This window comes from Streptomyces sp. NPDC088923, assembly GCF_044749745.1.
GTDB lineage: Bacteria > Actinomycetota > Actinomycetes > Streptomycetales > Streptomycetaceae > Streptomyces.
In genome coordinates this window covers 1-12,541 of the sequence record NZ_JBIVIO010000009.1, presented here as the reverse complement: position 1 = coordinate 12,541, position 12,541 = coordinate 1, and the positions used below count along the sequence as shown (strand labels likewise).

6 protein-coding genes are annotated in these 12,541 nt (G+C 71.2%); 2 read left to right on the top strand and 4 right to left on the bottom strand.

Translation table 11 applies throughout. From position 1 onward, the window contains the following. The first annotated feature begins 129 nt into the window (after positions 1-129). A complete protein-coding gene (locus tag ACIP4O_RS26520; protein ID WP_401578190.1) occupies positions 130-1,134 on the top strand; it encodes a LuxR family transcriptional regulator in 1,005 nt (334 codons plus the stop codon). Positions 1,135-1,319: 185 nt separating this feature from the next. Here the strand turns inward: ACIP4O_RS26520 and ACIP4O_RS26515 are convergent, their stop codons facing one another. After that, positions 1,320-8,969: an amino acid adenylation domain-containing protein gene (locus ACIP4O_RS26515; RefSeq protein ID WP_401578188.1), complete on the bottom strand. Its 7,650-nt coding sequence runs from the start codon at positions 8,967-8,969 to the stop codon at positions 1,320-1,322. Between the two features lie 49 nt (positions 8,970-9,018). After that, positions 9,019-10,017, bottom strand: a complete 999-nt coding sequence (locus tag ACIP4O_RS26510) for a fatty acid desaturase family protein (protein WP_401578186.1) — start codon at positions 10,015-10,017, stop codon at positions 9,019-9,021. A gap of 220 nt (positions 10,018-10,237) precedes the next feature. Between ACIP4O_RS26510 and ACIP4O_RS26505 the strand changes: the two genes are divergently transcribed. Then, entirely contained in the window at positions 10,238-10,840 is a 603-nt protein-coding gene (locus ACIP4O_RS26505) for a DUF2087 domain-containing protein (protein WP_401578184.1), read from the top strand. A 77-nt stretch (positions 10,841-10,917) separates the two neighbouring features. Here ACIP4O_RS26505 and ACIP4O_RS26500 read toward each other — a convergent pair whose 3' ends face one another. Continuing rightward, positions 10,918-12,285, bottom strand: coding sequence for an MFS transporter (locus ACIP4O_RS26500; RefSeq protein ID WP_401578182.1), 1,368 nt, complete (start codon positions 12,283-12,285; stop codon positions 10,918-10,920). An 85-nt stretch (positions 12,286-12,370) separates the two neighbouring features. After that, positions 12,371-12,535: a hypothetical protein gene (locus ACIP4O_RS26495; RefSeq protein ID WP_401578494.1), complete on the bottom strand. Its 165-nt coding sequence runs from the start codon at positions 12,533-12,535 to the stop codon at positions 12,371-12,373. Positions 12,536-12,541 lie beyond the last annotated feature (6 nt).

The following is a 12,541-nucleotide window of genomic DNA, read 5'->3' as shown; positions in this document are numbered from 1 at the left end:
TTTCCCACGTATCCCGATTACCTGAAACCTGCCGACTTCCGTTGACAAGGAGGCTATGGAGTGTGCGAGGGGGTTCGCCATTGACCGAGCGGATCATGTTCTTGTACTGCAGTAACCCGAGGGGGGCGTATGGGAGATCAATCGGACAAAACAATCCTGGGACTGTCCGACGAGGCCCAGGCTGTCTATGAGAGAGCGCTGCGGGACGGCGAGCTTCCTCCGGATGCCGAGGAGGAGACCGGGGTAGCGGAGCTGGTCGGGGCAGGGCTCCTGAAAGCCTCGGGTGCCTCCAGGAATCTGTACCCGGTCGATCCGCGGCTGGTGGAGGTCCGGCTCACCTCCGGCTGGCGGGCGAAAGCCTGGCAGCTGGAGCTGAGGGCGACCGAGGTCGAGCACGAACTGGCGCCCCTGGTGGAGATGTTCACCGCACGGAAGCAGCGTGCCCCGGATCCGCTGGAGTACATCCACGGGCTGGCGCAGATCCGTGAATTCGTGCAATGGGTTAGTCGTGAGGCCAGCGAGGAGATCCTCACCGCCCAGCCCGGTGGCGGGCGGTCGGCCGCTGTACTGAAGGATGCGCTGCCGCTGGCAGTGGAGCAACTGCGCCGCGGCGTAAGGATGCAGACGCTCTATCTGCACTCGGCGCGCTTCAGCGAGCCGACGAAGAAATACGTGGCGGCGGTGACCGAGTCCGGCGGCGAGGTCAGGACCCTGGAGGAGTTCTTCGAGCGGCTGTTCGTCATCGACCGTTGCGTGGCCATTCTGCCCTCCGGCCCCGATCGCACGGCGGCGGTCGTCGTCCATGACAAGGCACTCGTACGGTTCCTCGCGGATGTCTTCGACCGGAACTGGCAGCGCGCGCTGCCGTTCGCACCCGCCACCGCCGCGAAAGCCTCCACCGAGGTCATGCCGAAGATTCATCAGATGATCAAGCGGCTGCTGGTGCAAGGACTGCCCGACTCGGCAATCGCCCGGCGCATCGGCATCAGCGAGCGCAGCTACCACTCCCATCTGGCGCGCATCCGCGCCGGACTGGGCGCGGGGACCCGGCTCCAGCTCGGCTACCTGCTCGCGAAGGAGCAGCTGGACCAGGGCGTCGGCGAGACCAACCCCCCGGCGGAGCCGGGCGCTTAGGCCGTGTCCAGCGGAACAGTACTCGGGTCGGGCCCGGCCTTTCGTGGGGGCCGGGCCCCGGGCCCGTTCCGTCTCGCTACGGCCGTTCTCGGCGCGCGGGCGGACCGGCGCTGATCCGTCCACACGGGCAGACTCGGGCGTCCCGGGCGGTGACCGTGCCCGGGACCCCGCCTCCCCGACTCGCGTCAGCGTGCGGACGGCGTCAGCCGTGCGGACGACAGGGTCGCCAAGGGGCTCCGAGACGCTCCCGACGGCGGGAGAAGGCCCTCGCGCACGAAGTACGCGAGCTGCCGGTCGAGCAGTTCCGCGCTGGTCGAGGGGCAGCTCATGCCGGTCGCGGCGAGGCCGCGCAGCAGGTTCCGCCGGTCGAAGCGCACCGGCTCGCGCCCGCGCGTGCTGTCCTCTCCGCCCGCGAGTACGGCGGCCGCGGGCAGCGCGGAGAGCGCCCCGTCCGGCACCGCCATGGCCGCCTCGGTGAGCCGGTGCCGCCACTGCGCGTACGGCAGCTCCACCATCGGGTATCCCGCCCGCTCGGTGTGATCCAGTACCTCGTCCAGCGACACGGGCTCCGCCGCGGTCAGACTGTAGACCGTGCCGTCCGGCGGGGTGGTCAGGGCGAGCTGCACGATCGCCCGGGCCGCGAAGTCGACCGGCACGATGCTCTCCCACAGCCCGGTCTCCCCGCGTGCGGGCCGGGCACCGAGTTCGGCGCAGGCCCGCGTGTACAGCCAGAACGCGTCGTCGGCGCGTACCGCGCCGGTCGCCGTGTCCCCGCCGATGCGCGATGGGCGGTGCACCGAGACCGGGATGCCCCGTTCCTGGGCCGCGAGCACCAGCCGTTCGGCCACCCATTTGCTCGCCACGTACCCGCTGGAACCCAGCAGGGCCGGGTCGCTGATCCAGTCCTCGGGCAGCACCTCGGGCGTCCCCTCGGGGGCGACGACCGTGCTGATCGTGGAGACGTAGTGCACGGCTTTCACCCGGTGCAGCGCCGCGAAGCGAAGGATCTCCTGGACGCCGCCGACATTGGCCGCGCGCAGTGCCTCGTACGACTCCGCGAGGTTGACCCTCGCCCCGTTGTGGTGCACGGCGTCGATGACCCGGGCCAGCGCGTGGTACCGCTCGGCTCCGAGGCCGAGCATCGGTGCGCCCAGGTCGCCGGCGAGCGGCACGATCCGGTGCCGCAACGCTTCCTCCCCCGGCCCGGCGCCGGCCGGCATCCGCCGCAGCCGCTCCGCCGCCGCCCCGTCGTCGGCCGCCCTGATCAGGCAGTACACGGTGGCCGATGTGCGCCGGAGCAGTTCCCGCAGCAGAAAGGAGCCGAGGAACCCGGTGGCGCCCGTGAGGAGCACCGCGCGCGGATCGTGCGCGCTGTCGTACGCGAAGGGCGCACTGCCCGCCGGGTCGATCGCCGGGTCGAGGACGGCGTCCTGCCGGAGCCGCATGGCCAGCTCCGCACCCGCGTCGTGCGGCGCCGGGGGCGGTCCCTCGTCCAGCAGCGCGGCGAGGCCCGCGGGGGACGGACGCTCGAACAGGGAACCGAGCGGCAGAGCGGTGCCGAGCCTCTCGTTGAGCCGCCGCATCAGCCGCAGCGCCAGCAGCGAGTGACCTCCCCGTTCGAAGAAGCTGTCGTCCGCGCCGATCCCGGCCACTCCCAGCACTTCCGCGAATACCTCGCACACCGCCGCCTCGCGCGGGGTGCGCGGGGCCCTGCCGGGCCGCGGGGCGGCCGGTTCCGGCTCCGGCAGGGCCGCGCGGTCGAGCTTGCCGTTGGCGGTCAGCGGAAAGGCGTCCATCGGCACCAGCACTCCCGGCACCATCGCCTCCGAGACCTGCGCGGCGAGCCCGTCCCGCACCCTGCGCGGGGAGGGCTCGCCGACGTAGTAGCCGACGAGCCGGAGCTGCCCGTCCGGGCCGGGCAGGGCGAGTACGGCGGCGTCCCGTACCCCGTCCAGCTTCAGCAGTACGCTCTCGACCTCGCCCGGCTCGATCCGCTGGCCCCGGATCTTCACCTGGTGGTCCCGCCGGCTGAGGAATTCGAGCTGGCCGTCGCGCCGGTAGCGCACGAGGTCGCCAGTGCGGTACATCCGGGCGCCCGGCTCCACCGCGTACGGGTCGGGGACGAAGGCGCTCGCCGTACGCGGCGCGTCGGCGAGGTACCCGAGGCCGACCCCGACCCCGCCGATGTACAGCTCGCCGGTGACGCCGAGCGGCGCGAGCTGGAGCCGGTCGTCGAGCACGTACAGCCGGATGCCGCGCGTGGCGACGCCGATCGGGGCGCGCGCACCCTCGGGGACGGCGTCGGCGCCGATCACCGCCTGGGTGACGTCGTCGGAGCACTCCGTCGGCCCGTAGCAGTTCACCAGAGGGATGCGCGGGTACCGGCGCAGCCAGCCGCGGCACAGGTCGGGCGGCAGCGCCTCGCCGGTGACCGCAAGTGCCCGCAGGGGCAGTCCGCTCGGGGCGCCGCCCACCGCGTCCCACTCCTCAAGCGCGGCCCGCAGCAGACTGGGCACCACCTGGAGCACGGTCGCTCCGGCGGCGGTGGCGGCTGCGAACAGCGCGCGCGGGTCGCGCGCGGTCGCCGTTTCGACCGTGTGGACGCGCCCGCCGAAGATCAGCGCCGTGAGCATCTGCCACACCGAGATGTCGAAGGTCAGCGGAGCGCTGGAGACGACCGTGTCGGTGTGATCGCTGATCCCCATGGCCTCCGCCTCACCGAGGAGGTTGTTGACGAGACCGCGGTGCTGGACCATCGCCCCCTTGGGGCGGCCCGTGGAGCCCGAGGTGAAGATGACGTACGCCCGGTCGTCGGGGCCGTGGGCGATCGGCGCCAGGTCCTCCGGCGGGTCGGCGACCACGTCGCCGAGCGGCACCACCTCGACCGGGTGGGCGGCCCCCGCGGCCAGTCGTCGCCCGACCTCGGCGTGGGCGGCGTCGACCACGAGGTGACGGGCCCCTGTGTCGGCCAGCCGGGCGGCGTTGCGCGCGAGCGGGGCCTCGGTGTCGAGCGGGAGGTACGTGGCGCCCGCCCCGAGTGCGGCGAGGAGGGCGGTGATGACACCGGCCCCGCGGTCGGCGAGTACGGCGACGAAGCCGCGGTCCCCGTCACAGCCCTCGTCCACGAGCGCGCGCGAGAGGGCGCTCGCCCGGCCGGTCAGTTCCCGGTAGGTGACCGGTCCCTCGGCGCCGCCGGTGACCGCCACCGCCTCGGGCGTGGCGAGCGCGTGATCGCGTATCCGCCTCACCACACCACGCTCCAGGTCGGCGTGCTGAGTTCGGTGCCGCTCCTCCAGGAGCAGTTGCCGCTCCCGCGCGCTCACCAGGGGCAGCGCCGCCACGGGCATCTCGGGCGCGGTGACCGCGGCGGTCAGCAGGCGACGGAGCCAGGTGACGAGCCGTTCGGCGGTCTCCCGGTCGAAGAGGTCGTCGGCGTAGCCCAGTTCCCCGCTCACGGCCTCGCCCTCCTCCACGAAGTCCCACGTCAGGTCGAGTTTGGCGACGTCGAGCGCGACCGGGCGGGGGCTGAGGACGTCGTCGGCCGCGGTCTTCGTGCCGGTGGCGTTGTGCAGTTCGACCGAGACCTGGAAGAGGGGGTGGCGGGAGAGGGAGCGGGCGGGGTTCAGCTCTTCGACCAGCTTCTCGAAGGGCAGGTCCTGGTGCGCGTACGCGGTGAGGTCGCTCTCGCGGACCCGCTCGACGAGTTCGCCGAAGGTGGGGTCGCCGGAGACGTCGGTACGCAGCACGAGGGTGTTGACGAAGAAACCGACGAGTTCGTCGAGCTCCTCCTCCGTACGCCCCGCGACGACCGTCCCCAGCGGGATGTCCGTACCCGCGCCGAGCCGCGAGAGGAGCCCCGCGACGCCCGCCTGCAAGACCATGAAGAGCGTCGCCCCCGTCTGCCGGGCGATGCGGCGCAGCCCGGCGGACACGTCGGCGGGCAGTTCGATCCGCACCTGGCCGCCCGTGTAGCCCGCGACGGCGGGCCGCGGACGGTCGGTGGGCAGTTCGATCTCCTCGGGGGCTCCGTGCAGGGTCTCCTTCCAGTGCTGGAGTTCGCGGCGTACGAGGGAACCGGGATCCCCCTCGTCACCGAGCAGCTCCCGCTGCCACAACGCGTAATCCGCGTACTGCACCGGCAACGGCCCCCACCCCGGCGACCGTCCGGCCAGCCTCGCCCGGTACGCCTCCGACAGATCCCGCAACAACGGACCGTGCGACCAGCCATCCGACACGATGTGATGCATCACCAAGGCCAGCACATGCCGACCCCCAACCACCCGGAACAACCGCGCCCGCACCGGCAACTCCGACCCAAGATCGAAAGGATGCGACTGCTCCGACCGCACCCCCTCCTCCAGCTCATCGACAGAACCGCAGGAGACGACGGCCAGAGCCGCCAAAGGGTCATCAGCCCCCAGCACCACCTGACCCGCCACACCGTCCGCCTCACGGAACACTGTCCGCAAACTCTCGTGCCGCCCCACCACGTCGCACCACGCCAACGCCAGCGCATCCGCCTCCACCCGACCCGAAAGATCGAGCAACAAAGGGACGTTGTACGTCGGGCTCGGTCCCTCCAGCCGGTTCATGAACCACAACCGCTGCTGCGCGAACGACAACGGGATCAGCGTGGGGCGTTCCCCGGCGGCGGCCGCGGTGAGGCGGGGCCGGTCGGTGGCGGCCAGGCCGAGGGATTCGGCGAGTCCGGCGACGGTGGGCGTGTCGAAGAGCTGCTTCAGCCCGATCTCGACGCTCAGGGTGGCCCGAAGGCGGGCGGCCAGCCGGGTGGCGAGAAGTGAGTGCCCGCCCAGCTCGAAGAAGTTGGCGTCGAGGGAGACCGTCTCCAGCCCCAGCACGTGTGCGAACGCCTGGGCCACGATCTCCTCGCGGGGCGAGCGCGGGGCCCGTCCCGCGGCCAGCTCCGCGTAGTCGGGGGCCGGGAGGGCCCGGGTGTCCAGCTTGCCGTTCTGGGTGCGGGGCAGTTCCGTGAGGGCGACGAAAGCTGAGGGGATCATGTATTCCGGCAGGGTCCGCGCGGTCCTTCTGCGCAGCGCTCCGGGGTCGGCCCCGCCGCCGGGCGCGGGCACCACGTAGGCCACAAGGCGCTTGTCACCCGGCGTGTCCTCGCGGACGACCACGGCGGACTGAGTGACGCCCGGACAGCCGGCGACGGCGGACTCGACCTCGCCCAGCTCGATACGGAAGCCTCGGATCTTGACCTGCCCGTCAGCGCGGCCGAGGAAGTCCAGGTAGCCGTCCGCCGTCCACCGTGCCAAGTCCCCGGAGCGGTACATCCGCTCGCCGGGCCGCCCGAAGGGGTTGGCGACGAAACGCTCGGCGGTGAGCGCGGCGCGGCCGATGTACCCCTTGGCGAGGTTGGCGCCGGAGAGATACATCTCCCCGACGACGCCGGGCGGCACCGGGTTCAGGTGCGCGTCGAGCACGTGGATGCGGGTGTTGGGCATGGGGCGGCCGACGCTGGGAGACGGGTACTCGTCGAGCGCGCAGCCCGCGGCCTCGACGCAGTACTCGCTGGGCCCGTAGTAGTTGTAGCTGACCGTGTGCGGGGCGTCCCTCAGTTGCGTCCACAGCACCTCGCCGACCGCTTCTCCGCCCAGCAGCAGCACTCTGGGCGCGGACTCGGCGTCGAGGATGCCCTGCGCGACGAGTTCCTGCGCGAAGCTCGGTGTCACGTCCAGCATGGTGACGCGGTGCCGGGTGACGTAGCGGATGAGCGCGGCGGAGTCGCGGCGGGTGTGCTCGTCGATCAGGTGCAGTTCGTGGCCCGCGACCAGCGCGAGCACCCCCTCCCACGAGGTGTCGAACGACAGGGAGGCCGACAGGGCGACCCGCAGTCGCTCCGCCGGGGCGCGGGGGATGGGGAAGGACGTCGCGACGTGATCCGTCCACAGGTTGGTGAGTGCCCGGTGCGGGACCGTCACGCCCTTGGGACGGCCGGTGGAGCCGGAGGTGTAGATGACGTAGGCGCCGTGGTCGAGCCGCAGGGGCGCTGTCCGGTCGGCGTCGCCGAGGTTGTGTTCCGGGGCGTGCGCGCAGAGCTGGTCGGTGACGAGCGGTGGCAGCGGTCCGAGCGCGGCGGTCAGTTCCGCGGCGGCCGCCTCGGTGGTGACCAGTACGGCAGGGGCCGCGTCGCGCAGGATGTAGCCGATGCGCTCGACCGGGTACTCCAGGTCGATGGGCGCGTAGGTGCCGCCGGACTTGGCGATGGCCAGCCAGGTGACCACCGCCGCGGTGGTACGGGGCAGCGCGGCGGCGACCACGGTGCCCGGGCCCACGCCGAGGGAGACCAGGTGATGGGCCAGCCGGTTCACGCGCGTGTTCAGCGCTGCGTACGTGAGGGTGTCCTCGCGGGTGACGAGGGCGGTGGCCTCGGGGGTACTGGCGACCCGGTCCTCCAGGAAGGCGCCCACGGTGCGCTCGGGGAGCGGCACATCCTTCGCCATCCAGCCCTCGCGCAGCTGGACGTCCTCGGCGGGGGAGAGGATGCCGATCCGGTGCAGCGGGAGGTCCGGGTCGGCGGCGACGGAGGTGAGCAGCCGCGCCAGGCGCTCGGTGAGGGTGACGACGGTGCCCGCGTCGAACAGGTCCGTCGCGTACTCGACGGTGCCGGCAATCCCCGCCGGGACGCCTTGGGCGTCGTACCGCTCCTCGAAGGCGAAGGACAGGTCCATCTTCGCGGTGCCGGTAGTGCCCAGTTCGACCCGGGCGCTCAGCCCGGGGGCGGTGAACTCGGCCGCGGTGTTGTTCTGGAGGACGAGGTCCACCTGGAAGAGGGGGTGGCGGGAGAGGGAGCGGGCGGGGTTCAGCTCTTCGACCAGCTTCTCGAAGGGCAGGTCCTGGTGCGCGTACGCGGTGAGGTCGCTCTCGCGGACCCGCTCGACGAGTTCGCCGAAGGTGGGGTCGCCGGAGACGTCGGTACGCAGCACGAGGGTGTTGACGAAGAAACCGACGAGTTCGTCGAGCTCCTCCTCCGTACGCCCCGCGACGACCGTCCCCAGCGGGATGTCCGTACCCGCGCCGAGCCGCGAGAGGAGCCCCGCGACGCCCGCCTGCAACGCCATGAAGAGCGTCGCCCCCCGCCGGTGCGCGAGGTCCAACAGGCCCGCGTGGGCTCCGGCCGGCACGATGAACTCCGCGTGCGCGCCGCGGTTGCTCGCCTCGGTCGGCCGGGCCCGGTCCGTGGGGAGGTTCAGTTCCTCGGGGGCTCCGTGCAGGGTCTCCTTCCAGTGCTGGAGTTCGCGGCGTACGAGGGAACCGGGATCGCCCTCGTCACCGAGCAGCTCCCGCTGCCACAACGCGTAATCCGCGTACTGCACCGGCAACGGCCCCCACCCCGGCGACTGTCCGGCCAGCCTCGCCCGGTACGCCTCCGACAGATCCCGCAACAACGGACCGTGCGACCAGCCATCCGACACGATGTGATGCATCACCAAGGCCAGCACATGCCGACCCCCAACCACCCGGAACAACCGCGCCCGCACCGGCAACTCCGACCCAAGATCGAAAGGATGCGACTGCTCCGACCGCACCCCCTCCTCCAGCTCATCGACAGAACCGCAGGAGACGACGGCCAGAGCCGCCAAAGGGTCATCAGCCCCCAGCACCACCTGACCCGCCACACCGTCCGCCTCACGGAACACTGTCCGCAAACTCTCGTGCCGCCCCACCACGTCGCGCCACGCCAACGCCAGCGCATCCGCCTCCACCCGACCCGAAAGATCGAGCAACAAAGGGACGTTGTACGTCGGGCTCGGTCCCTCCAGCCGGTTCATGAACCACAACCGCTGCTGCGCGAACGACAACGGGATCACTGTCTCTCCTCCTGGGGTGATGAGGGGCAAGGGTTTCGGCCGGGGAGTGTCAGGCCGTCTTCCGCCGCGACCGCTGTCGCAGGCCGCGGAAGAACTCGGCGTAGGTGCGGTTGTAGTAGACGTGCCGTCCGCTCATGGCCTCGTGCAATTCCCCGAGCTGGGAAATGGGCAGGGTCGGCATCAAGTGGTGCTCGACATGGAAATTGTTGCCGTTGGTCAGCCACGCCATGAACCGGTTCGAGAGAATCGACCGTGTATTGCGGAACGGGTCGGTGGTCTCGGTCTCGGTGCGGAAGTGCTCCGGCAGCTCGATCGCGGCGTGCACGGGACCGGCGACGACGAGCAGCGGCAGCAGCCACGCCCACACCATGAAGGTGCTCCCGGTGAGGACCGAGCCGATGACCGCGGCGGCGATCGCGAGGACCATGAGGACGTGGTCACGGCGCATCCTGCGGACCGTGGCACGGCGCTCCTTCGGCAGCGGCCGACCGGTGAGCAGGCGCCCCGCGGTGACGAAGAACTGGCCGTAGTGCGCGATCATCGAGAACCTGTAGAGCCACAGACACGCTGTCCGCAGCCGACCGCGGTCCTGGTCACCGTACTGATCGCCGTAGTCGAAGAACTCCTCGTTCTCCGGGGTGCCCAGGTCGCGGTGGTGCCGCATGTGGGAGGCCTGGTAGCCCGCGAAGGACGTGAGCATCGGTAGCCCGAGCAGTACACCCGCGACCACGTTCTTGCGACGGCCGGCGAAGCCGATGCCGTGCAGGGCCTCGTGCTGGAGCTCCAGCGCGTGCGCGAACATCACGCCGAGCACCAGGCCGCCCAGGACCCGGCTCCACAGCGCCCCGTGCCACACGAGCGCGCCCGCGCCGAGCACCAGCGCGCACAGCAGGGCGAGTTTGGCGGCGAAGACCCGCCCGTCGACCTCCTTGCGGATATGCCGGTACTCGGCCCGTACGGAGCGTGCCTCGTTCTTTCTCCTGGGCTTCACCGGAAGCCCGGGATCGCTCTTTCCGGTCGTCTGGACGACCTTTTCCACCGTCGGCATGACGGTCTCCTCTCAGACTGTTTCGAGAGGAAGCATGTCGGCGCCCAGCAGCCTTATGAACAGCCTTCGATAAAGCTGCCTGAATATGCCGGAGTTCTGCCGCGATAACACCTCACATCATGCCTGCCGATACCCCGTTGACACCACAGCGACAAGGCGGGAAGAATGATTGCAGCATTATCATGCGCAAAGAAAATACCCGAGGAAAAAGGACGTGCCCATGACACCGGAGACAGTTGTCGGTCTGTTCGCCGAGCCGGTCCGGCTGCGGGTGTTCTCCGCGATCGCGCTGGGCGCCCGCACACTGCCCGCGGTGTCACGCACGGCCGGGACCTCCGCCAAGGAGACCGCCGTGGCGGTGCGCAGACTCATCAGCGCGGGGATCGTCGAGGAGAGCGCCGACGGCGGTCTCGGCACGCGGCCCGAACTCTTCCGCGAGATCGTCCGCCGCGCGCGCCCCGCCGACGAGGGGGCGGAACGGCACGGATACGAGGACCAGCGCATCGAGTCCCTGCTGCGTACGTTCGTCCGCGGCGGGCGGCTCACCGGGGTGCCGGCCCAGTTCGACCGCCGCCGGATCGTGCTCCAGCACTTGGTCCGTGGCTCCTTCGAAGCGGATCGCACCTACACCGAGAAGGAGGTCAACGCCCTGTTGCGCCAGTGGTGCCAGGGGGCGCCGACCGACCATGTCACCGTGCGTCGCTACCTCGTGGACTACTGCCTGCTCGGCCGGGACGACCGGGGACGGTACTGGCTGCGCGAACTCGCCAAGGAGGAGCTCGTCTACGGCGAGAAGCACTACCGGCCCGAAGCCGGGGGGTGACGGGTCCCGGCGGAGGCCCGCGGCGGTGGCCCGGCACCTGGTGCCGGGCCACCGCCTTCGCGCGATACCACCCGCCCTCACCCCGCCGCGACCAGCTCGCCGGGCTCCTCCGCGAAGTCCCGCATCCGCCGCAGCGGTGAGAAGACCACGAACAGGCTCGCGGACCACATACCGAGGACGCAGACGAGCAACGCGACCCGCAGCCCCGCCCACGTGGCGAGCGCACCGCCGAAGACCGCGCCCAGGGGGATCACGCCGAAGCACACCCACAGGACCGAGGCGTTGGCACGGCCCATCAGTTCCGGCGGTGTGATCCGCTGCCGGTAGGACGCCTCGGCCGCGTTGTAGAGCACGGTGTTGGCGGAGAAGGCAGTCAGCCCGATCGCGTAGAGGACGACCCCCCAGCCCGGCGTGGCCAGCGGGATCAGCAGGTACAGCGGCCCCGGAGCGGCCATCGCGACCCAGATGACCCGCGCGGTGCCGATCCGCTCCGTGAGCCGCGGGGCGAGCAGACCGGTCACCAGGCCACCGATGGTGCCGACGGTGAAGACCAGTCCGACGACGAACGGCGACGCCTCCAGCTCATCGACGAGGTAGAGGATCTCGATGCCGGTCATGCCCATCACGAAGAAGTTCGATGTACTGGAGGTGGCCAGCAGCCGGCGCAGGAGGGGATGGCCGAGGACGAAGCCGAGGCCGTCGCGCAGCGCCGCCCGGAAGGGCACCCGCTCGTCCTCGTCCACCTCGCCGTCCACCGAGCGGTCCCCACGGATCAGGCACAGCATGAGGGCGCTCAGGACGAACGACAGCGCGTCCGCCATGATGGTCCGCACCGCGCCGAGCAGGCCCACCAGCAGGCCGCCCCCCGCCGGGCCGATCAGCTCGGCCACCGACTCGCTGGTCTCCAGCTTGCCGTTCCCCTCGACCAGTTGCTCCTGCGAGACCAGCAGGGGCAACTGCGTGCGGTAGGCGACGTTGAAGAACACCGTCAGTACCCCGCAGAGCGATACCGCCACATAGACGTGGGCGAGTGTCAGCTCCCACCCGAACGCGGCCACCGGCACCGAGGCCATCAGCCCGAAGCGCACCAGGTCGCACCAGATCATCAGACGCCGCTTGCGCACCCGGTCCACGATCACACCGGCCGGCAGGGCGAAGAAGAGGTACGGCAGCCAGGTCAGCGCCGTGATCAGGGAGACCTGGAAGGTGGTCGCGTGCAGTGTGCTCGCGGCGAGCAGCGGTACCGAGATCGCGGAGATCCTGGTGCCCATCTCGCTGATGGTCTGGCTGCTCCACAGCAGTACGAAGTCGCGGTGCCGCCACAGCGAGCGGGATGCCGGCCCCGGCGCCCGGCTACTCGATGCGGACAGCTCGGCCCCGGGGCCCGTCGCCTCGGGTGTCGACGGGTCGGCTTCCGGCGGTGGGGAGGTGCGGGTGTCGGTCACGGTGGGGTCCCTTCGGGGCCTCGTACGGACGATGGGGGGAGTGGGGCGGGGGGCGGGGTGGCGAGCCGCCCCCCGCGAAGCGGTGTCAGCCGGTGCGCTGGGCCGGCCTGGTGGCGCGCGGCACCAGCCGGGGCCGTGCCGCAGCGGCGGGTGCCACGGCGGCGGTGTCGAGCCGGGTGGCCAGCGCGGCGATGGTCGGGGCCTCGAACACGGCACGCAGCGGGAGTTCGGCGCCGAAGGTGCCCCGTATCCGGCT